The sequence below is a fragment of the Winogradskyella pelagia genome, from assembly GCF_017581965.1.
In the GTDB taxonomy this organism is placed as follows: Bacteria; Bacteroidota; Bacteroidia; order Flavobacteriales; family Flavobacteriaceae; genus Winogradskyella; species Winogradskyella pelagia.
In genome coordinates this window covers 65,988-88,958 of sequence record NZ_JAGEVF010000009.1, presented here as the reverse complement: position 1 = coordinate 88,958, position 22,971 = coordinate 65,988, and the positions used below count along the sequence as shown (strand labels likewise).

Genomic DNA, 22,971 nt, shown 5'->3' with positions numbered 1-22,971 from the left:
TAACAAGACATCACCTAGTCAACTTCTATTTTTGTTATGCTAACTAACGGAAACACCCTAAGATGCTCCATAAAGACGTTATTGCTGTATGTATTTTGATTGGCATTGCCATTGGTTGTACTTCGACCAAAAAAGATACCGATCCATATGCCTACATTGGTGGAGAAATAATCAACCCAAAAAATAACGCTGTTGTAATTTACAATACTGAAGGAGAGCTCATCGATTCCATACAATTAGATTTAAACAATCGATTTATTCATAAAATTGAAAGTCTAAACCCTGGACTTTACCTATTAACGCATGGAGGAGAATATCAGACAGTTCTATTAGAGTCAAATGATAGTATAATGTTTCGGTTAAACACCTTTGATTTTGATGAATCTTTAGTTTTTACAGGTGAAGGCGCTAAAAAGAATAACTATTTAATCAAAACCTATTTAGCAAACGAAAAAGAAGCGCGAAAGCTGGTGAAATACTCTAAAATGGAACCAGAAAAATTCAACATGTTTGTTGAGAAAAGGCGCTTGACACGTTTAGATGAATTCAATAATTTTTTAAGTAAAAATGAAGAATCCGATTTTTTTAAATCCATAGTTGAGGCTAATATTAATTACAACGCTTACGCTGATAAGGAAATTTACCCGTTTGCTTATTTTGGGAATAATAAATTAATTCACGTCAAAGATTTACCAGAAGATTTTTACAATTACAGAGAAACAATTGATTACAACTCTCAACACTTAAGCCATTTCTTGTCGTATAATCGATTTTTATTTTCTCATATTGATAATTTGGCCTTAAACTCATATTATAAGGACAATGCTTATCACAGCAAATTTAATAGGCATTCAATGGCGTATAACAGATCTAAACTAGACTTAATTGATAGTATCGTTGAAAATGAAACCATTAAAAATAATCTCCTTAAATATAAGGCCAGAGATTTTATAAGCCATAACCATACGGAGGAGGAAGCTGAGGAGTTATTAAGTCATTATTTAAGTAAAAGTACCAACGAGGATGATAAAGCTTCAATGGAAGGTCTGGTTGAATCTCTCAAGTTATTGAGACATGGCAACCCTATACCAGATTTAGGCATTGTTAATTATAACAATACAGAGCACAACTTAAGTTCAATAATAACGAAGCCTAGTATCATTTATTTCTGGTCTTCTAATTCTAAAAAACAGTACAGAAATAGTCATTATGTTGTAAGCCAGTTAAAAGAGAAATTTAAAAATGTTGATTTTATATCTATTAATGTTAACGATAATGATGACAAATACTGGAAAGACATTATCGACAATTATAAATTTCCAACTCTAAATGAATTTAAATTTAAGGACTCAAAAAAGGCTCTGAAAACGCTTGCGGTAAATTATTTAAACAAAGCCATTATTGTGGATGATAAAGGATTGATTCTTCATCCTAACGTTAATATCTTCAATTCCGATTTTGACAAAACCTTAGAAGAACTCATAAAAAAAGAGCAGCTAATTTATTAAACCAACTGCCCGCACTTAGTCTTTTTAAATCTTTTAGTTTCCTTTCTTATAATCTGCCAGAAATTTCTCTAGACCAATATCAGTTAAAGGGTGCTTTAAAAGTCCTACAATAGAACTTAAAGGACCGGTCATAACATCAGCACCAAGCTTTGCACAGTCAATAACATGCATAGTATGTCGTACAGAGGCCGCTAAAATCTCGGTTTCAAAGGCGTAATTATCATATATATGACGAATTTCTGCAATTAGATTTAAACCATCCGTGGAAATATCATCTAATCTACCAATAAATGGTGATACATAAGTAGCACCAGCTTTTGCTGCTAAAATAGCCTGACCTGGTGAAAAAACCAGAGTAACATTGGTTTTAATGCCCTTATCAGAAAAATATTTACAAGCTTTAATACCATCTTTAATCATTGGTAATTTAATAACTATTTGCTCGTGTAATTCGGCAAGGGCCTCACCTTCCCTAACCATACCGTCAAAATCCGTGGAGATAACCTCAGCAGAGACATCTCCATCTACAATATTGCAGATATCTACGTAATGCTTCATAATGTTGTCTACGCCAGTTATACCTTCTTTTGCCATTAGAGAAGGATTGGTGGTTACACCATCTAAAATACCCATATCCTGAGCTTCTTTTATTTGCTCGAGATTGGCTGTATCAATAAAAAATTTCATGAAAAATAAATTTGAGTCTTGTTATTTCTTAATACTGCGAAAATACAACATCTCGGTGCTTGTAATTAATTTAGTCGTTGAAATATATTAACAAGTGGCTAAAGTGACCGAAGACTATTCAATAATTAAGGTATACGTTTTTGTAGCACTATAGTCACATAAAATAGTTTCATCTTCTACAAATCCATTTCTAAACGGACCATCAACAAAAACGTTAAGGGTTATTCTGTAGATACCAGCCTCTCTGGGAGTACCTTCAATACTAATGGTTCTATAGTTAATAAAAAAATCTAGACCTTCGGGTAGTGGGTCAGAAAATTCAAAAAAATAGTCATAGTCGTCATCTCTTGGCTCATTATTAATTTCTGCTCTTAAGTCAACATAATAATAAGTTTCGGTATCGCCTATTGGGAATTCTTTATTTGGTAATTCTGGCCTTCTGTCTATGAGACATTCAAAAAAATCATTACAGCTAAGAAGTGTAAAGCAAAACAAAAGGAGTATAATTTGAGATGATTTCATAATAGCTCATTTATTACTCTTAATCTCAAATACTGTACCAATTTACCTTATAGCTTATAGTGATTCATTAGTAATTTTTCATAAACCTTGTCTGGCAGAATGCGCTTTAATACAATTGAGGATTTTTGCATAAATGCACCTACCTTGTAGTGTATTTTTGGTCGCTCAGTATTTATAATTTTAAAAATAGCTTGGGCCATGAGTGCAGGGTCACTCCCTTCATCAACATGTGCATTCATCATCTCAAGGGTCTTCCCATAAGTTATATTATAAGGAGAGTCTTCTAATAATGGTGCATGGTAACGTCCTGCTGCTATATTAGTAGCAAAATCTCCAGGTGCTACATTCACCATTTCAATATTAAAAGGCTTTATTTCCATTCTAATAGCTTCTGTAATAATTTCCAACGCACCTTTACTTGCGCTATAAACGCTTCTGTACGGAAGTCCCATATAGCCAGCGATTGAAGTAATATTTATTATCAATCCTGATTTTTGTCGCCTCATTAAAGGCAAAACTCTTTTTATAACTTCTAGAGGTCCAAAAAAATTAGTTTCAAAGTTTTGCTTCATCTCTTCAGATGGTATTTCCTCAAATGGCCCTGTAATTCCTGCGCCAGCGTTATTAATTAAAATATCAAGATTTGTCTCTTTTTGCATTAAAGCATTTACACATTGAGAAATAGACTGTTCATCTGTAACGTCTAACTCAAGAATAGGAAATATTGAATTTGGGTATTTATCTGGATTTCTGCTTGTTCCATATACTTTATACCCTTTGGCGATAAGATATTCTCCAACAGACTTACCAATTCCCGAAGAACCACCAGTAATTAAAACAACTTTAGACATAAATACTAATTAAGTGCTAAAAATACAGAAAGTAAGTTTTATAAAGGACTTAAAAGAGTTTTCTGTGTTCACTTTAAGGCACAAAAAAAGGCAAGCTACCTACATCACACCGCTACGACCGCGTACCTTTGCTGCGTTCCCGCCCTGGAGGATTAAGCAGGAGCTGGTTGTGTAGGACTTGCCGGCTGCAAAGATACAACCTTTTAACGCTTTAACAATGATTTTTAAACTGAATTTTATTTAATACCTTGGTCAAAAATTCTGAAAATACATGAGATTTTTTAATGCATTAATAATTAGTATTTTATTATTTGGTTTTAATAGCTGTGGCGATTCTAATTCTAAAAAACCACCTCCATTTTCTATAAAAACTAATGAAGGTTCCTTGCACCTTGGTGATACTCTAAACCTTTCAATAAACAATCCAAAAAATATTGAAATAACACGTATCGCTTATAAACTCAATAATTCAATTATTAAGTCGAATCATGTTCTTCTTAATTCCGCTTTAGGAACTAAAACAGTAACTGCTGAAATTAGCTACGACGGCAAAACAGATACTGTTTCAAAAGTGATTAAGATTTATAATAATATTATACCCTCCATCTACTCGTATGAAATAGTAAATACCTACCCTCATGATATAACGTCTTACACACAAGGTTTAGAGTTCTATAAAGGGGAATTGTATGAAAGTACAGGGCAGAAAGGTGAATCTAAATTAAGGAAGATTAATTTTGAAACTGGAGAAGTACTTAAAAATATCAATTTAGATGATTCTTTCTTTGGGGAAGGAATAACTATTTTAAATGATAAAATCTATCAATTAACATGGAGAGCTAAGATGGGTTTTATTTACGATGTTAATTCCTTTGAAAGAACAAGCTCCTTTAAATACGGACGAAGTAAGGAAGGCTGGGGTCTCTGCAACGACAGCAAAGTCTTATATAAGTCAGACGGTACTGAAAAAATTTGGATATTGAATCCAGAGAATATGACCGAGCAAAGCCATATTGAGGTTTACACCGAAAAAGGTAAAATCCCAAGCCTTAACGAACTAGAGTGGATTGACGGTAAAATATTTGCAAATATCTATCAACGTAATGGTGTGGTCATAGTCAACCCAGAAACTGGAGGTGTTGAGGGTGTCATTGATTTTAAACCTTTAAGACAATTGGTAAAACAACACGACGAATTAGATGTATTGAACGGCATTGCCTATAATAGCGAAAGACAGACCATATTTGTTACAGGAAAAAATTGGAACAAATTATTTGAGGTAAAGATTAAAAAGAATTAAGTCCTTGGAAATTTTTGAAAAGACCATAATAGTGCAACAAGAAGATTTAGATGCCTTAAATCACGTTAACAACGTAAGATATGTTCAGTGGGTTCAAGATATAGCTGAAGACCATTGGTTAAGTAGAGCTTCTGAGGCTATTAAAGCTAATTTCTTTTGGGTAATGCTGTCTCATAATTTAGAGTATAAATCTCCAGCACACCTAGGAGATACTATAAAACTAAAAACCTATGTCACCTCTTCAGAGGGAGTCACTTCAACGCGACAGGTAGAATTTTTAAACACCAAAACAAATAAGCAATTGGTTAAATCAGCAACCAAATGGTGCTTGTTAAATAAAACTTCTCAACGGCCAACACGCATCACCGCAGAGATAAAAACGCTTTTCAACTAAAATTGGGTTAAAATTTTGGTAATGCCAATGTCTATTACTAATTATTGGCTTTCTTTATGATGTATTTGCTAGAATATGGTACTAAAAAAGCTATCTCTACTTCTCATAATCATCTTACCCTTAGGGTTAAGGGCTCAAACTCTACAAGGAAAAGTATATGATAGTACAGCTACAATTAAAGGCGTAAAAATATTCAATAAGACTCAAAATACCATTACTGCAACAGATGACAAAGGCGAGTTTAATATACCAGCTCAAGTTGGTGACACACTTGCTTTTGAATCCTTATTTCACCATCCAAAAGTTGAAATTCTAAAGCCTTTTCATTTTCAAGACACCGCAGTATTCGAGCTAAAGAAGGTAATTAATACTCTTGATGAAGTTGAAATTTTATCTGACTCCGAGCAGCCTCTTTTTAATGAGGAGACCTATAGTGTGGAATTACGCAATCTTATAAAAAGTGACATTGAAAAGCACCCAGAAAAATATCAGCCAGGAGGACCTTCTTATGGGGTCAACTTTTTGGCCATATTTGGATTAGTGGCAAAGCTTTTTAAAAACAAAGACAAGTATACGCCACCAGTGCACAACCCAATCTCTTACAGGCAAATGGACTCTTTGTTTTCTAACAGCTCATTCTTTAATGAAAAACTGCTTACTGAAAGTTTAAACATACCTAAAAAACGACAGCAACTATTCCTTGAATTTTGTTCGGCAAAACAACTTACTTCAAGACTATTGGAAAGAGAACGTAAAATGGAATTGCTCGAAGAACTGGTTCTCAACAGTCAATTATTTTTAATTCTATTGGAGGAATATGGTAAAGAAGCCATCTCAAAAGAATAAATTAATTTTCCACATAATAATTGTTACCTCCAAAAGTTATATTTTTAGCCATTATTACATAATATAACCATATGAGGCGTGTTCTATATTTCTGTATTTGTTTATTAATCCTTGTGTTTTGGAGTTCTTGTAGAAAAGACTTTGAGTTTTCACCAAGTACAGGTAATCTAGAATTTCAAAGAGATACCGTTTATTTAGATACTGTTTTTACAAATATTGGATCTAGCACCTACAACCTAAAGGTGTATAACAGAAGTGATGATGATATTGTCATCCCAACGGTTCGATTAGAAAACGGCATTAATTCTTTTTACAGATTAAATGTAGATGGTGGTACGGGCCAAGAGGGACCTTTAGAAGGGAAGATTTTTGAAAATGTTGAAGTATTGGCTAATGATAGCTTATTTATTTTTATAGAAACCACCATAGATATTGAAAGCTTACCGAACTCCGACACACAATTTCTATATACAGATCGCATTCTTTTTGACTCTGGCAGCAACCAACAAGATGTGGACCTTGTAACACTTGTAAAGGACGCTATATTCATTTTTCCTAATAGAGATGATGATACAGGAATTATTGAAACCCTAACATTCGATGTTAATGGCGATGGAACTCCTGACGAAACAACCATTCAAGGCCGATTTTTAGACGACTCAGAGCTTACCTTTACTAACGACAAACCTTATGTTATTTACGGTTATGCTGCTGTTGATGCTGGCAAAACCTTAATTATGGAACCTGGTGCGCGTGTTCATTTTCACGCAAACTCTGGTATTCTGGTTACCGATAACGGTTCTTTGAATATTAATGGTGATTTAAGTACAGATCCAGAATTAATGGAGAATGAGGTCATTCTTGAAGGAGACCGCTTAGAACCTATTTTCTCCAATGTACCAGGACAATGGGGAACCATTTGGCTCTTTAATGGGAGTATAAATAACTCTATTGAGTATGCAACTATAAATAACGCTACAATTGGTGTTTTGGTAGAAGGCGATCAAAATGCTGTAGGAAGCAAGCTTAATATAAGTAATTCGCAAATTTATAATTCGAGTAGTTTTGGTATCCTAGGTAGGGCAACATCCATTACTGGAGAAAATGTGGTAATTAATAATTCTGGCCAATCCTCTTTAGCAGCTACTTTTGGTGGATCATACAATTTCACCCATTGTACTATTGCAAACTATTGGAATAATAGCTTTAGACAATTTCCAGCTTTATTGGTCAATGATTTTATTGTGGACCAAGACAATAACGTTATAACCAATCCGCTACAAGAAGCTAATTTTACAAATTGCATTGTATACGGTAACGACAACCCAGAGTTTATTTTAGATGACCAAGGCGCCCAATTTAATTTTAAATTCACTAACTGCCTGCTTCGATTCGATAATGATAATATAGAAGGTACGGGGAATTATCAGTTCCAGAATGAGCTGTTTTATAAATCAAATATTTTTAATCAAGATCCTGATTTTGAAGATGCATTTGAAAATCTTATGCGTATTGGTGCCAATTCAGCTGCAAATGGCAATGCCTTACCTTTAAATCCTAATGGTACCGATATTCTTGGACTTCAACGAGATGCAACAAATCCAGATATAGGTGCTTATGAGAGTACAGTATTCGATGATTAAAGTTGTTCTCCTAGTCGTCCATCCTTAATTACTATTTAAATCAAAATTTGGAGTGCCAGCCACTTCCATCTTAGGAATAATTAATAGGTCATAGCGCTGAACCAAATCCACCATTTGTTTGTTAAGACTAAATTTTTTGGGATAATAAAAATATTCCTTTATTAATCGTCTTAAATCAATGACAACCCATTCATCCTTTTTTCCCATTTGTAGAAATTGTTTATGATTTTTGTAGTATGTATTTTTTGATTTATAATTATCAACAACCGTATCCTTATCCTTAGTATATCTTGATATAAATCCAATATTAAGTGCCGTATTACCGTTATATTCCGCTAATTCATTAAGCGTATTTCCAACCTCATAAAGCCCCAATGGAGAAAAGCCTTTAGACAAATGATAACCGCCCATTTTTATGAGAAGTTTGTCTGTTGTTACATTAAAATTTAGTCTGGCTAAGCCAGCATTTAGCCTAGATTTCATATACCTAATGCGTGTAGCGTTGTTCTCATACCATTTCTTCTGTTCATTTAACATATAGATGTCACTGCTCTTTGCTAGGGCTTCAATGATTTCAAGGTTTTTAGCCTCAGTGGCCATTATACTAATGAACTTAGTGTATAGTTGAGACCCTGAAAGAGCTAAGTGTAGATTTTTTCTATCATTTGAGTCGTCTTCATAGAATTTCTTAAGCTTGGATACAGTCTTCATATATAACTCGTTATGTGCATTCTGGGCTTGCTTAGATAAGTTGTTATACATTTTATCAGCAAGCATAACATAGCTATCATAATACTCTTGGTCTATTCCAAAAACATTCCAAGAATTATCTTTTGCGGTTTGTAAAAACTCAGCATCTTCCTCAGTATCAAAAAAAGGAAAAGAGGTATAGATAGTGCCGTCGGTTTCCTTGGTATAGTATTTATTATGAATAGATTTTAAATCTGCCGCAACATTATCTTTAAAAGAATTTAAAATACCTCCTACTACAGGACCAACCTCTAAAGCCATAGTTTTATAGTTATGTTTATCTAAAACTGGTATAATAGCATTTGTAAACTCTGAAATTCGTTTAGAGCCGTGGTACTCGCCTATCATTGTAAATTGCGCTTGTGCCAATTCTTGTTCTAAAAATGCTTTTCCCTTTCCTGTGAGTTTTCCATCTTTGACATCAAAGGCATAAGTAATTGATTCTAGCTGGACTACCGTTAGACTGTCTTGGGCATTCAAAATTGAAAAGGATGCCAAAGCTAGAATGATGATATGGAGAATTCGATTCATTTTATATGATTTTTAAGGTCGTTGTACATAATAACTTTTAAATTTGGGCTTAAACGTTTTAATTCTTCACTTACTGCTTTTGCGTGACCAGCACCGACAATTAAAACACTCCGCTTTACATCATTATTAGCCAATACATCTAAGATATTTTTAGCCATATTTACGTTTCTATCATCCCATTTCTTTATTTGTAAGTCATAATCTTCACCACTAAATCCCTTATAGCGCAATGAATTAATTCTATAGTAAGACTCTAAGGTTTTTGGCTTATTCATATATCTACCCAAAGACCAAGACAAACCCGCGAAGATATTTCCCCAACTATCTTTTCGCATTGCTTTCTTAAATGCCTTTTTACCCTCTTTTGTTCCAGATTTTAATGCCCTTTGCCAAGCTGGCCAATAGCCTTGATACCCAGCATGACTATCTACACCATACACAGATTTTAATTCGAGCTGTCGCATTAATTGAAAGGTTAAATCAGGATTTTGATTTCCATAGGGTTTGAACTTTTTTGTTACTCCATGTCTAGCAAAATAGCCATACATTCTATGATTCCCTTGATCCCCAATGCTCAAATAATAGGCTTGTAATTGTCTAAACGCTATGCTATCCAGATTTTTATTAGGCGTTGTCTGTAATTGTTTAATCTTTTCATTATTGTACGTGTAAGAGGCTTTTTTCTTGAGGTAAGCTTCTTTAAATTTAGAATTCCATTCGCCCATAGCTGCTGTATCGCCTGTTTTGGAATACTCTGCCATAATCAATTCAGGCTTATATTTCAAAATCTTTTTAACCGTTGGCCTGTAAGCACGTTTTACTATTCCGGGCAGTTGATGCATGTCACCAACAATGAGAATCTCTTGTTGCTCTTGTGCAAAACTCTTACTAATAAATATCAAAAAGACTATAAATAGTAGTTGAGATAAAGTATTCATGACGCTTTAATTGTTTAATGATGTTTCAAAATTCTGATACTTTTGCGATTATATAAAACAGAATCTGTAAACTAAAAAAAGACCTCTGTAAACAATTCCATAAATACTTGAGAAGGAAACTCATTTAAGTTCACAGATAAAAATCCAGAGTTCATAGATACATTGTCATGTTTAATTTTGAATTTACTTAGTTTCGTAGGTATTAATCGAGTTTCTATTAATTCAAAACCGTGACATTCAACATAAAAAAATTAGGCCTATGGTTCCTCCTCTATTATTTGGTGACCGATGTAATTGGTCAAATTTTAGATACTGATTCTATTGCTCAGGCACTAGAATACCATTCACAGCCAAATATTATTACTTTAACCATCTCAGTGGGACTTATACTTTTTTTATATGCCTTAGTATCCTACACGGTGTTTTATAAATGGCATAACAAAAAATCTTTCGGTATTAACGTATTGGTTATTATAGTGCTGTCTATTGTCATTGTTGGATTAAGGTATTTTATTGAGGAGATTTTCTTTAGAACTGTGTTTGGTTTTGGTAACTATAGAAAAGATGTTAGCACCATCTATTATCTGTTGGACAACTTTTATTATGTGTTTCAATACTGTGCGTTAGGCATTATTTTTTATTTCTGGCAATATTCAAAATATAAAGACGAACGCAACAACCAACTCATTTTAGAAAATCAGCGAATGGAGCTAGATTTATTGCGTTCCCAAACCAATCCTCACTTTCTTTTTAATACGCTTAATAATATATATGCACTAGTGCATAAAGATTCTGATAAGGCCTTATATGCTATAGAAAAACTTTCATTACTGTTACGTTATTCATTATATAAAACGAAAACCGTTGTTTCTTTGGAAGACGAGGTTTCTCAAATCAGAAATTTTATAGATTTAGAAAGCATAAGGCACAAAGAACAACCTAAAGTAGAATTAAGTATTGATGGTTTGACCAAGGCCATTCAAATCCCACAATTTTTGCTATTACCATTTGTTGAAAATGCATTTAAACACGGTACATTGCACAGCACGTTGCAGCCTGTAATGATAAAGTTAAAAGTCAATGACTCGCATCTGTTTTACGAAGTAATAAATGAAATTGAAGATAAAAAGAAAGACAAAGTAGGCGGTTTGGGATTGGATAATCTTAAAAAACGATTGGAATTACTTTACCCACAACAGCATAAGTTTTCATTTAAAGCTAAAAACTCAATCTTTACCGCACAATTAGAAATACCCTTACAATGACTTGTATAATAATTGATGACGAACCGTTAGCGGTTGATTTATTAGAATCTTACGTATCCAAAATTGAAGATTTAGACCTCGTAGGCTCCTTTAATAATCCATTAGATGCATTAAAATTATTACGTAAGGCTACTGTTGATATTTTATTCCTGGATATTCAGATGCCGGAGATTACTGGAGTGGAATTCAAAAAAATTATAAATCCAGACATCAAAGTTATTTTCACTACCGCATATTCTGAGTATGCTATAGAAAGTTATGACCTCAATGCCTTAGATTACCTATTAAAGCCAATAACTTTTCAACGCTTTCTGCAAGCTGTAGAAAAAGTTAAAGAAAAAGCAACGCAGCCAACTACAGAAGCTAGGCCAGATTACATCTTTGTAAAAACCGAATACAGGCACCAAAAAATACCATTTTCGGACATGTTGTACTTAAAAGGTCTAAGTGACTATGTGGCTATACAAACTAAAGATGCTAAAGTGCTGACCTTGCAAAACATGAAAGACTTTGAAAGAAACTTACCCAAAAGCAAATTTATTCGCGTGCATAAATCCTACATCGTTGGAATAGAACATATAGAATTTATAGAACGTAATAGAATTGTAATTAATGGCGACTACATCCCAATAGGTGCTACTTATAAAGAAGCGTTTTGGAAAAGAATCAATCAGGATAATTAAGGAATTAGCAAAGAGCATTTTTTTAATGCAATTACTTATTATGCGTTAAAATTCAATTTCAGACGAACTACCCTAATTAAGAATTAATTTCTTGATTATTTTCCTAGAATTACTTCCGTCTAAATGTACTAGGTAACTCCCTGGAGCGAGATTGCTTAAATCAATTTCATTATTTGATGGGCCAACCTCTTGGGTTAATATTACCCTACCGTTATAGTCTGCAATACGCATTTTAACAACTGTGCTTAAGTTGTTTATCGTAAAGGTTCCTTTGGAGGGATTAGGAAACATTGAAATTATTTGCTCATTGAATGTTGTTGTGGACAAGGATTGCCCTTCTTGTATTAGCAATGTTTGGTTTGGTGCTACGTTATAAAAGATATCTTCTATGCCACTGAGCCAAGTCACCTTCACATAGTCTATATTTGAAGCGTTAGCTAATCCAAAGATTTCAGAGGCTGAGTTTTGACCCAAAAAAGATTCACCACAAAGCGTATAGCGGTACATAACGTCATTATCCACGGCTACTTCAATCCAAGAGCCAATACCGTTCTTATTACTTTGATTCCCCGAAAGTTTTACCTTAAGCCAGTTATTAGAATTCCCTGCATTTTGCCACAAAGAATGGTTATCTGGTTGGGCATTAGCTACAACAAAGTCTACAAACCCATTGTTATCAATATCACCAATAGCATTAGAGAAACTCTCAAAAGTATCATTCTCAAAGCCGTATGAATTAGCGAGTTGATAGCTGTAATTAGAATTGCACTCATAAAATGCTGCAGTTAACAATGAACTTGTATCGTCATCTACCATACTACTTACGTATAGGTCTAAATCTGTATCATTATCGGCATCGAAAAAATTAGCACCCCAACCAAGGCTGTTAAACTCGGTTCCCGTTGAAGAGGCCACATTGATAAAGGTTTCGTCACCATTATTTTTTAACAAATAATTACCTTCTGCCGTGTTGGTGATATAGATATCGAGATAGCCATCATAATTAAAATCATCAATAGTAGTTGACATGGCATTAGCAGCGATTCCCGCACCAGAGATAGAGCTGACATCGGTAAAGGTATTATTACCATTATTTTTATACAATATATTGGTATTGTTAATTCTATCATTTGAGACATAAATGTCTTGGTATCCATCATTATTATAATCAAAAAACGAAGCACAAAAAGAAGCATGCCCTAATTGACTTATACCAGCAGCTATGGATATATCTGTAAAAGTACCATTACCATTATTACGGAATAGCTTATTTGGCTTTGTTACACTGTTATCTTTATTGGAGAGAAATAAATCTAAGTAACCATCATTATCTATATCACCAAAGGCAGCCCCAAACGAGTTTAAATCAGCAGTAGATAATAACCCTGATTGAAGGGTAACATCAGAAAAATTAAAGTTTCCCTCATTTCTTAGTAATAGGTTAGAATCGTCATTTCGGGTTACAAACAAATCATTATCACCATCATTATCGTAATCTACCCATAAAACTTGCTTAGAATGTCCATTGATACTTACGCCCAAGGAAATCTCCAAAAGTATCCCCCCAAAATTCTTAAAAACTCTTACTGGCTGCTCCCCTTTGGAACCAATTGTTATGTCATCCCAACCATCGTCATCAAAATCATAGAAGCTAACACCTCCAAGGTTAGTGCCTTGAGTTGCATTTGCGTTTAATCCAAGACCAATTGCATTATTATCAAAGAAAATTTGAGCCTGGCTATTCATAAAAATTACCAAGCTCAGAAGAAAAGTGATTTTATAACTTAATTTCTTTGACATTTTAAACGTAATTATAATGTCAAATTAAAACTATTATTTTAAAAAACAAATAAAGGTCTATCGTTCATAAGCGTGTTTACCTTTTCCGCAACACCTTCTAAAACCGTTTGGTTCTCGTAATTGGTAATGACCTCATCAATCAAATCTACAACATAGGCCATGTCATTTTCCTTTAATCCTCTTGTGGTGATTGCAGGCGTCCCTACCCGAATACCAGAGGTTACAAATGGCGATTCTGTATCAAAAGGTACCATATTCTTGTTAACGGTGATATCAGCCTTTACTAAGGCCTGTTCTGCATCCTTACCAGTAATATTTTTATTTCTCAAATCAATGAGCATCATATGGTTATCAGTGCCTCCGGAAATTAATTGGTAATCTTTAGCTACGAATGCTTTTGCCATTGCATCTGCATTTTTCTTTACTTGAAGCATATAGTGTAAAAACTCATCGGTTAAGGCCTCACCAAAAGCAATGGCCTTAGCCGCAATAACGTGCTCTAATGGTCCTCCCTGATTTCCTGGAAATACTCCAGAATCTAAAAGGCCAGACATTTTGCGCAGTTTACCACTCTTTAATGTAATACCAAATGGGTTGTCTATATTTTCTCCCATCATTATCATCCCACCTCTAGGACCTCGCAAAGTCTTATGGGTTGTTGTAGTTACCACATGGCAATGTGGCATTGGATCATTTAAAATACCCTTCGCTATTAATCCAGATGGATGTGAAATATCTGCCAAAAGTACCGCACCCACGTTATCAGCTACTTGTCTAAATTTAGCAAAGTCCATATCCCTAGAATAGGCAGAGGCACCTGCTATAATCAATTTTGGTTTTTCCTTCTCCGCAACATCAGATAACATATCATAATCAATGTATCCCGTATCTTTTTTCACACCATAGAATGTTGGACGATACAAACGGCCAGAAAAGTTAACTGGCGAACCATGAGTTAAATGTCCACCATGAGCTAAATCGAACCCAAGGATTGTATCACCTGGTTTTAAGCATGCATGGAAGACAGCTGTATTTGCCTGGCTCCCAGAATGTGGTTGCACATTGGCATAGTCAGCACCAAACAAAGTCTTAGCACGTTCAATAGCAATGCGCTCTACCTCGTCTACAACTTCACACCCTCCATAATAACGTTTGCCTGGATAACCTTCTGCATATTTATTCGTTAATACAGAACCTGTAGCTTCCATTACTTGGTCGCTAACAAAATTTTCAGAGGCAATCAGCTCAATACCATCCGTCTGCCGTTCTCTCTCAGCATTGATTAATTCAAAAATTTGTTCGTCGCGTTGCATATTCATGTTCTAGTGTTAAATGAGCAGCAAAAATACGAATTACATTAGTTTTCCTATTAAAAATTATGTAGGTTTGAATAGAATTTAATAAACAATTAATCAACATTAATCCTATGCCATTGTTTGCAAATGATCCTAATAGAAGTTCTTGGCTGTACGTCAATAAGAATTCGGATTTCCCTATTCAGAACATCCCTTTTGGTGTCTTTTTAACCAAAGACGATATTATAACTATCGGTACTCGAATCGGAGATACAGCTATAGACCTAGGAGCACTACACCAGCTCGGTTATTTTGACGGAATTCCTTTGACTGATGATATTTTCCTTCAAGATACTTTAAACGATTTCATTGCAGATGGCCGTAAGACATGGCGATTGGTAAGAAATCGAATTGCTGAAATTTTTGATGCTGATAATCCCGTCTTAAAGAACCACACTGCCCATAAGGAAACCATACTTTTCCGTTTGGATGAGATAGAAATGAAGATGCCTGTTTATGTTGGAGACTATACAGATTTTTATGCAAGTAAAGAGCATGCGACTAATGTGGGGAGCATGTTTAGAGACCCTGAGAATGCTTTGATGCCAAATTGGGTACACATGCCTGTAGGTTATCATGGTAGGAGCTCATCAATAATTACAACCCATATACCAATTCATAGACCACAAGGTCAGACTTTGCCAGAAGGAGCTGATAAACCAGTATTTGGCCCGAGTAAGTTAGTAGATTTTGAATTGGAAATGGCTTTTATTACTACAGATGCCAATGAACTTGGTGAACCTATACCAATTAACGAAGCAGAAGAATATATTTTTGGCTTGGTTCTCTTTAACGATTGGTCCGCTAGAGATATTCAAAAATGGGAATATGTTCCTTTAGGCCCATTTCTAGGTAAGAGTTTTGCATCTTCTATGTCACCTTGGATAGTTACACTTGATGCCCTAGAACCTTTCCGAGTTGAGAGCCCTAAACAAGACCCACAACCTTTACCATATTTGCGAACTAAAGGAAAGCACAGTTTTGATATTCAATTAGAAGTTGGGATACAACCTAAGGGTTCTAAAGAAACCACGGTGTGCAGGTCTAATTTTAAGTATATGTATTGGAATATAGCGCAGCAATTAGCTCATCACACCGTTAATGGTTGCCCAGTTAACTCTGGCGACATGATGGGAAGTGGTACTATATCTGGTCCAACTGAAGATTCTTATGGCTCTATGTTAGAATTATCTTGGAAGGGCAGCAAACCACTTAAAATGAAGGACGGTTCAGAGCGCAAATTCATAAATGACTATGATACTGTTGTAATGAGAGCCCATTGCGAAAACGATGATGTGCGTATAGGATTTGGACAATTAAAGACACAACTTTTACCTGTTTTTAAGCCTAAGAAATAATAAATGACTTAAAATGGAGAGGGCACTGTAAAAGTTACCTTTTCTTTTTTTACAGGGTGCTCAAAGGTGATTTGCTCTGCATGCAAATGCAATCGCTTTCCCTTTTTACCATATAAATCGTCGCCAATAATTGGCGCGTTAAGTCCTAATTGGTGAGCCGCATGGACTCTAAGTTGGTGTGTTCTGCCGGTTATGGGATAAAAATAGACTCTTGTTTTCCCTTCTGAAACTTCAATAATCTTGTATTTTGTTATCGCTGGTTTACCGTAGTCATAACACACCAACTGGGTTGGTCTGTTGTCTAAATCCACGCGTAACGGCAAATCAATACAACCTTCGGTAGTTGGAATCTCACCATCTAATATAGCTACATAACGTTTTTTGATACTTCGATTTATAAATTGCTTCTGAATATTTTTATAAGTCTTTTCATTTTTAACAGCGATTAATAACCCTGAGGTTGACATGTCTAAGCGATGTACTAAGATAGGTCCTTTAGCATCAGGCAGGTAAGCCCTTAATTGGGTTAGGACAGATTCTTTTATAGTCTTACCAGGAACTGACAATACCTCTTCAGGTTTATTAATAACCAACAGGTAATTGTCCTCATAAACAATATCAAGCCTTCGTTTAATCGACTTAAACTCAAATATTGGGTTAGGTTCTACCACTAAACCTTCCATCATATGTCCTAAAATAGGTTCACATTTACTTCTACAAGCTGGATAAAACTGTTTATGCTTTCGTATTTGAGATTTAGGTGAGGCGCCCCACCAAAATTCTGCCATAGCCAATGGTTTAAGTTCGTTTTTATAAGCAAACTGAAATAGCTTTGGAGCTGCGCATTCTCCTGCTGCCGCGGGAGGTTGTGTTTTAAAGATATTCAATAAGTCCTTGTGCTCACCTTCAGCATTTAAAAACGAATAGCTTTGATGTAATTCCCTTTGTAATTGTGCCGATAATTTTTTTCGTTGAGTTTTCAAATTAGAAATGACCTTTTCGAATAATTGCAACTTTTCATCTGCTTTTGCTAAACGCAACTTCCATTCTAATTTCAAATGTTTTAGTTTATAATGAAGTGCGATACTTTCTTTATCCAGCTGCGATTCATAGTCGGCAAGAGCGTCAGCATGTAGTTCTAACCTTGCTTCTTCACGCTTTTGGTTTCGTACCTTTTTTTGAGTTTTGAGATATATTTTGAATTCTTTTAATTCCTGCTCATAACGCTGATGTAAATTCCCCAACTCAACCTTTGCCTTTACATAATTCTCAGCGCTTTCCAAGGCCTCAATCTCGGTATTGATTTCATTGAGTTGATGTTCCCCTTTTTTATAAAAACCAGACGTATTTAAAGTATCAAAAATTGGAGGCACAAATCCTTCTACAAAATTACGCTCGCCTAACTTGCCAGAAAATCCAGCCAAATAACCAATATGACCAGTCCTAGTTTCTACGAGCATAACCCCAAACATTTTTCCTATGATAAGCCCTTCGGCACCATCTTCTAATCCAAAATTATGCTCAAAGTCTGTCTGTATCTTTAGGTATTGCTGAACTTCCTCGGCAGCTTTGACGCAAAGAGGATGCGGTGTATAATAGAATGGAAAGGTGAACTGCTTAGGAAGCTTTAAACCCTCTAATCCTATAGGGTGATAGCCTGCGTGAATTGTTGTAAACATAGCTTTTGGAAAAACAGAATAAAGTAACGAAAGTAAATATTATTCCGTTTTTAAATATGTGTTTAATTGCATATTAAGCTCATTTAACTTTGCTGCTAAATCTCTTAGGTAGCGTTTATATTTTCTTAAAATTTTACCCTTTTTGAAGTACTGAGCACCACTAGTAAGACTAAAATTCTTCCAGCCCATGTCATATTTACTGTTCAACTTTAATTGAATTTTAGAAGGCATAAACGTGAAGGAATTATCGTCAAACTCTAAGGTAATATCATACTTAACGTTATAGTATTGTTTATCTAAATGGACTGCATTGCTTTTAATATAAGTGAGAAGAATTCTTTCACTTTCAACAAAACTTGCGGTAGAAATATTATGAAATTCATTATTAGCTTCAATCCATTTCTGAGTATTAGAATAAAGCTCAGCTTTAGTAAAATCTTCTACTTGTGATACTATATGTTTCGGTGTTAACCCGTTTTCATCTATAACGAATTGCTCCTGTCCTTTGACTAGTAAAACACAGAATAAGCCTACACTAAGAATTGCGTTTTTTATCATTTTATAATTGTCTCTAAAAGGTCAAATCACCTACACATAGTTATCTAAATTTATCTCACTGATTCCACCATGAGAGGCGTGCTTAACTGCAATACCATTCTTTATAACCAATAACTGTGGTGATTGATGTAATACTTGAAACCTATACCCTATCTCGTTAGATATATCTCTGTAACTTAACAAATCTAAATAATACAAATCGGCATAAATCTCTTGGTTATAGGATGCTATAAATTGATTCATTACCATTCTACTAATTCCACATCTAGTAGAGTGCTTAAACACCAATTGGGTTTTGCCCTTGGATTTTTCGGCAACAACATCCAGCTGATCCAAACTAGTTAATGGAATCCATGGCAATATTTTTTCTTTCTTGGTCTCTGAAGACCCAAATAATTTCTTAAACATATATAATCGTTTGTTATAAAGTCGTAACTTTTATTATAGCTTACAAATTGACAAATCGTCACCTTAATCTTATGTAAACCAGACATTTTGTCGTTTTATTCCTACACTCATACAATGGTAAGATTATTGACTAAAGATAAACAAACACAACAACAATTAATTACTATTTAAAAGATGAATTTTAACAACTATACTATTAAATCACAAGAAGCCATTAGCCGCGCACAACAATTAGCGCAAGGCTTTGAGCATCAACAGATAGAGAATGAGCATATTGTAAAAGCCCTGTTTGAAGTGGACCAGAACGTGCTCCCCTTTCTTCTCAAAAAACTAAATGTGAATGTAGTACTACTACAACAAGTTTTGGATAAGGAATTAGAAAGTTTTTCTAAAGTTTCTGGAGGAGAAATAATGCTATCAAGAGAAGCAGGTAAAGCATTGAACGAAGCCTCTATCATTGCCAAAAAGATGAAGGATGACTATGTATCCCTAGAGCATTTAATTCTAGGTGTTTTTAAATCCAAAAGTAAAGTGGCCCAAATCCTAAAGGACCAAGGCGTGACTGAAAAAGGACTTGAAGCAGCTATTTCAGAACTTCGCAAAGGTGATAGAGTAACGTCTCAAAGCCAGGAGGAAACTTATAATGCCCTTGGAAAATATGCAAAAAACCTCAACCAACTTGCCAAAGATGGTAAGCTTGATCCTGTTATAGGCAGAGACGAGGAAATTAGACGTATCCTACAAATATTATCGCGTAGAACCAAAAACAACCCAATTTTAGTTGGCGAACCTGGTACTGGTAAAACAGCTATAGCTGAAGGTTTAGCACATCGTATTATAGATGGTGATGTGCCTGAAAACCTTAAAGATAAACAGATTTTTGCCTTAGATATGGGAGCCCTCATTGCTGGTGCGAAATATAAGGGTGAATTTGAAGAACGCTTAAAGGCAGTTATCAAGGAGGTAACCACAAGTGAGGGAGATATCGTTTTATTTATTGACGAAATCCATACGCTCGTTGGTGCAGGCGGTGGCCAAGGAGCCATGGATGCGGCTAATATATTAAAGCCTGCTCTGGCACGTGGAGAATTGAGAGCCATTGGAGCCACAACATTGGATGAGTACCAGAAATATTTTGAGCAAGACAAAGCTTTAGAGCGTCGTTTCCAAAAAGTTATAGTTAACGAACCAGATACCGAAAGTGCAATTTCAATTTTACGGGGTATTAAAGAAAAATACGAAACGCATCACAAGGTGCGCATTAAAGACGAAGCTATTATTGGTGCGGTAGAATTGTCTAACCGCTATATTACCAATCGCTTTTTACCCGATAAAGCCATTGACCTTATGGATGAGGCGGCTTCTAAACTGCGCATGGAAATCAATTCTAAACCCGAAGAACTTGATGTCTTAGACAGAAAGATTATGCAGTTAGAAATTGAGCATGAAGCCATTAAGCGCGAGAAAGATGAAACCAAACTAAAATCCTTAAAAGCTGAATTGGCTAACCTTAAAGAAGAACGCAATGAACTCAATGCCAAATGGAAAAGCGAAAAAGAACTGGTTGAAAATGTTCAGAATATTAAACAGGAAATAGAAAATTATAAACTTGAAGCCGAACGCGCAGAGCGCGAAGGCAACTATGGAAAGGTAGCAGAAATTAGATACGGAAAAATTAAAGAAGCCACTGAAAAACTAGAGGATTTTCAAAAGCAATTGGCAGACCAACAAGAAACTGCGCTCATTAAAGAAGAAGTTACTTATGAAGATATTGCCGATGTAGTTGCCAAATGGACAGGTATTCCTGTTACCAAGATGATACAAAGCGAGCGCGAAAAACTCTTGAAGCTTGAGGACGAACTACATAAACGTGTGGTCGGACAAGAAGAAGCAATTGAAGCGGTAAGTGATGCTGTGAGACGGTCTAGGGCAGGCTTGCAAAATCCACAGAAGCCTATTGGAACCTTTTTATTCCTAGGAACCACTGGCGTTGGTAAAACTGAGTTGGCAAAAGCCTTGGCAGAATATCTATTTGATGACGAAAACGCCCTGACCAGAATTGATATGAGTGAATACCAAGAACGTCATGCCGTGAGCCGATTAGTAGGCGCACCTCCCGGATATGTAGGCTATGACGAAGGTGGTCAGTTAACAGAGGCTGTAAGACGCAAGCCCTACTCTGTGGTTTTATTAGATGAAATTGAAAAAGCCCACCCAGACACCTTTAATATTCTCTTGCAAGTATTGGACGAAGGTCGCTTAACCGATAATAAAGGCCGTGTTGCGGATTTTAAGAATACAATTATTATCATGACCTCTAATATGGGAAGTCACATCATTCAGGAGCGCTTCGAAGCCACCAAAGATATTCAAACCGCCATAGAAGGTGCTAAAATTGAAGTTCTCGGTTTGTTGAAACAAAGTGTTAGACCAGAATTCTTGAATAGGATTGACGACACCATTATGTTTACGCCATTGTCCAAAGAAAATATCGTTGATATTGTGGACCTTCAATTAAAGAATGTCACTAAAATGATTGCGCAACAAGGTATAACCTTTGATGCAACGCCAGAGGCTAAAGCCTATTTAGCGATTAAAGGCTATAATCCAGAATATGGAGCGAGACCTGTTAAACGTGTCATTCAAAAAGAAGTCTTAAATCAACTGAGTAAAGAAATACTTTCAGGACGCGTAACGACAGATAGCATTATCTTACTAGATGCGTTCGATGATAAATTGGTATTCAGAAATCAAGGTGACCTTGTTGTTGAAGAATTCTAAAATATTTGTTCCTATAACGTAACAAAACTGCTGCATAACAGTCTATAAAGTGATTGGTTGGTTAAAAGCAACACTCAAAAGTTTCGAAAAGCTATCGATTCTCAAGAGTGTTGCTTTTCTATTTGTAACAATTTGGAGCCACCTGCTACTAATGTTCTAACATTATAAGAATCATGAAAAATTTAATTTCAATTTTAAGCCTAACATTAGTTTTTACGCTATCCGTAAATGCCCAAATCCTTGAAAATTCTACACTCTGGAAAATAGAAGGCAATGGACTTAAGCAACCGTCGTATCTATTTGGAACCATACACATTACTTGTGATGCTACCATAGAAGAGGATGTAAAAAAAGCACTTGACGCTACAGGTCAGGTTGTACTAGAATTAGACATGGACGACCCTAATCTTCAGGCCCAAATGATGCAGGGCATGTACATGAAGGAGAGTAAAACATTAAAGGATTTAGTATCGGATGAAGACTACGCTGCTATAGATTCCTTATTTATTAAAAATATGGGGATGTCTGTACAATTGATGCAAAATGTAAAACCCTTTTTCCTTACGGCAACGCTTTATCCTAAGTTACTGGATTGCCCAATGCAATCATTTGAAGGAGAATTAGTAAAGATTGCGAAAGAACAAAATGAAGAGGTAAAAGGTCTAGAAACTATTAATGACCAAATGCAGGTATTTGATGACATTCCTTATGAGGCACAGGTAAAAGACCTCGTGCGCTCTGCTAAAGATAATTTGGCTTATGACAAGGCCATGTTTGCTAAGATGTTAAAGGTCTATAAAGAAGAAAACATTACAGCCATGATCGAAATGATGAATGATGAAAACTACTCAGCAGTTGCAGATTATCAAGACAAATTGTTAGACAACAGAAATGAAAACTGGATTCCTAAAATTGGTGAATTTGCCAAAGACCAACCAACCTTCTTTGGTGTTGGTGCTGGCCATTTGGCTGGCGACAAAGGTGTAATTAACCTATTACGAGAAGCAGGTTACAAAGTGATACCAGTTATGGAATAGCTGCGGTAAATCTAAAAACAAATAAGAGCCCAATTCGAGCTCTTTTTTTTCTTCATTATGAGATAGTTAAGATTTTT

20 protein-coding genes and 1 other RNA gene are annotated in these 22,971 nt (G+C 35.2%); 10 read left to right on the top strand and 11 right to left on the bottom strand.

What is annotated here, in order from left to right; genetic code table 11:
• Positions 1–62: 62 nt before the first annotated feature.
• Positions 63–1,508: a TlpA family protein disulfide reductase gene (locus J4050_RS11635; RefSeq protein WP_208154756.1), complete on the top strand. Its 1,446-nt coding sequence runs from the start codon at positions 63–65 to the stop codon at positions 1,506–1,508.
• Positions 1,509–1,541: 33 nt separating this feature from the next.
• Here the strand turns inward: J4050_RS11635 and fsa are convergent, their stop codons facing one another.
• The 4 genes from fsa to ffs all read right to left on the bottom strand — a co-directional run bounded on the left by fsa (position 1,542) and on the right by ffs (position 3,752).
• Positions 1,542–2,195, bottom strand: a complete 654-nt coding sequence (gene fsa / locus J4050_RS11630; protein ID WP_208154755.1) for a fructose-6-phosphate aldolase — start codon at positions 2,193–2,195, stop codon at positions 1,542–1,544.
• A 114-nt stretch (positions 2,196–2,309) separates the two neighbouring features.
• Positions 2,310–2,717 (bottom strand): hypothetical protein, encoded by a 408-nt coding sequence (locus J4050_RS11625; RefSeq protein WP_208154754.1) that lies wholly within the window; start codon positions 2,715–2,717, stop codon positions 2,310–2,312.
• Between the two features lie 47 nt (positions 2,718–2,764).
• The gene (locus J4050_RS11620; protein WP_208154753.1) at positions 2,765–3,568 is read right to left on the bottom strand and encodes an SDR family oxidoreductase; all 804 of its coding nucleotides are present in this window, start codon (positions 3,566–3,568) and stop codon (positions 2,765–2,767) included.
• 85 nt (positions 3,569–3,653) lie between these two features.
• An RNA gene (gene ffs / locus J4050_RS11615) (signal recognition particle sRNA small type) lies at positions 3,654–3,752 on the bottom strand.
• 87 nt (positions 3,753–3,839) lie between these two features.
• Between ffs and J4050_RS11610 the strand changes: the two genes are divergently transcribed.
• From J4050_RS11610 to J4050_RS11595, 4 genes are all read left to right on the top strand, one after another.
• Entirely contained in the window at positions 3,840–4,868 is a 1,029-nt protein-coding gene (locus J4050_RS11610) for a glutaminyl-peptide cyclotransferase (protein ID WP_208154752.1), read from the top strand.
• Between the two features lie 4 nt (positions 4,869–4,872).
• Positions 4,873–5,262 (top strand): acyl-CoA thioesterase, encoded by a 390-nt coding sequence (locus J4050_RS11605; RefSeq protein WP_208154751.1) that lies wholly within the window; start codon positions 4,873–4,875, stop codon positions 5,260–5,262.
• 75 nt (positions 5,263–5,337) lie between these two features.
• Entirely contained in the window at positions 5,338–6,108 is a 771-nt protein-coding gene (locus tag J4050_RS11600) for a hypothetical protein (RefSeq protein ID WP_208154750.1), read from the top strand.
• A gap of 71 nt (positions 6,109–6,179) precedes the next feature.
• Positions 6,180–7,751: a hypothetical protein gene (locus tag J4050_RS11595; RefSeq protein ID WP_208154749.1), complete on the top strand. Its 1,572-nt coding sequence runs from the start codon at positions 6,180–6,182 to the stop codon at positions 7,749–7,751.
• A 24-nt stretch (positions 7,752–7,775) separates the two neighbouring features.
• On the opposite strand, the gene J4050_RS11590 is transcribed toward J4050_RS11595, so the two are convergent.
• Together J4050_RS11590 and J4050_RS11585 are read right to left on the bottom strand one after the other, a co-directional pair.
• Positions 7,776–9,032, bottom strand: coding sequence for a hypothetical protein (locus J4050_RS11590; protein ID WP_208154748.1), 1,257 nt, complete (start codon positions 9,030–9,032; stop codon positions 7,776–7,778).
• A complete protein-coding gene (locus tag J4050_RS11585; RefSeq protein ID WP_208154747.1) occupies positions 9,029–9,970 on the bottom strand; it encodes a DUF5694 domain-containing protein in 942 nt (313 codons plus the stop codon). Before J4050_RS11585 ends, J4050_RS11590 begins: the two co-directional genes overlap by 4 nt.
• A gap of 230 nt (positions 9,971–10,200) precedes the next feature.
• On the opposite strand from J4050_RS11585, the gene J4050_RS15380 reads away from it, so the two are divergent.
• A complete protein-coding gene (locus J4050_RS15380; RefSeq protein WP_208154746.1) occupies positions 10,201–11,235 on the top strand; it encodes a histidine kinase in 1,035 nt (344 codons plus the stop codon).
• Positions 11,232–11,918 (top strand): LytR/AlgR family response regulator transcription factor, encoded by a 687-nt coding sequence (locus J4050_RS11575; protein ID WP_208154745.1) that lies wholly within the window; start codon positions 11,232–11,234, stop codon positions 11,916–11,918. Before J4050_RS15380 ends, J4050_RS11575 begins: the two co-directional genes overlap by 4 nt.
• 72 nt (positions 11,919–11,990) lie before the next feature.
• Here J4050_RS11575 and J4050_RS11570 read toward each other — a convergent pair whose 3' ends face one another.
• Positions 11,991–13,718 (bottom strand): FG-GAP-like repeat-containing protein, encoded by a 1,728-nt coding sequence (locus tag J4050_RS11570; RefSeq protein WP_208154744.1) that lies wholly within the window; start codon positions 13,716–13,718, stop codon positions 11,991–11,993.
• A gap of 38 nt (positions 13,719–13,756) precedes the next feature.
• Positions 13,757–15,031, bottom strand: coding sequence for a serine hydroxymethyltransferase (gene glyA, locus J4050_RS11565; RefSeq protein ID WP_208154840.1), 1,275 nt, complete (start codon positions 15,029–15,031; stop codon positions 13,757–13,759).
• A 113-nt stretch (positions 15,032–15,144) separates the two neighbouring features.
• On the opposite strand from glyA, the gene fahA reads away from it, so the two are divergent.
• Positions 15,145–16,431, top strand: coding sequence for a fumarylacetoacetase (gene fahA / locus J4050_RS11560; protein ID WP_208154743.1), 1,287 nt, complete (start codon positions 15,145–15,147; stop codon positions 16,429–16,431).
• 8 nt (positions 16,432–16,439) lie between these two features.
• On the opposite strand, the gene J4050_RS11555 is transcribed toward fahA, so the two are convergent.
• Genes J4050_RS11555 through ytxJ form a run of 3 tightly spaced genes read right to left on the bottom strand, consistent with a single transcriptional unit; the run spans position 16,440 to position 19,076 of the window.
• Entirely contained in the window at positions 16,440–18,110 is a 1,671-nt protein-coding gene (locus J4050_RS11555) for an RluA family pseudouridine synthase (RefSeq protein WP_208154742.1), read from the bottom strand.
• A 39-nt stretch (positions 18,111–18,149) separates the two neighbouring features.
• Positions 18,150–18,668 (bottom strand): hypothetical protein, encoded by a 519-nt coding sequence (locus tag J4050_RS11550; protein ID WP_208154741.1) that lies wholly within the window; start codon positions 18,666–18,668, stop codon positions 18,150–18,152.
• Between the two features lie 30 nt (positions 18,669–18,698).
• A complete protein-coding gene (gene ytxJ / locus J4050_RS11545; RefSeq protein WP_208154740.1) occupies positions 18,699–19,076 on the bottom strand; it encodes a bacillithiol system redox-active protein YtxJ in 378 nt (125 codons plus the stop codon).
• A gap of 174 nt (positions 19,077–19,250) precedes the next feature.
• Here ytxJ and clpB point away from each other — a divergent pair, with 174 nt between their 5' ends.
• Entirely contained in the window at positions 19,251–21,857 is a 2,607-nt protein-coding gene (clpB, locus tag J4050_RS11540; RefSeq protein ID WP_208154739.1) for an ATP-dependent chaperone ClpB, read from the top strand.
• A 173-nt stretch (positions 21,858–22,030) separates the two neighbouring features.
• A complete protein-coding gene (locus J4050_RS11535; protein WP_208154738.1) occupies positions 22,031–22,894 on the top strand; it encodes a TraB/GumN family protein in 864 nt (287 codons plus the stop codon).
• Positions 22,895–22,971: the final 77 nt, after the last annotated feature.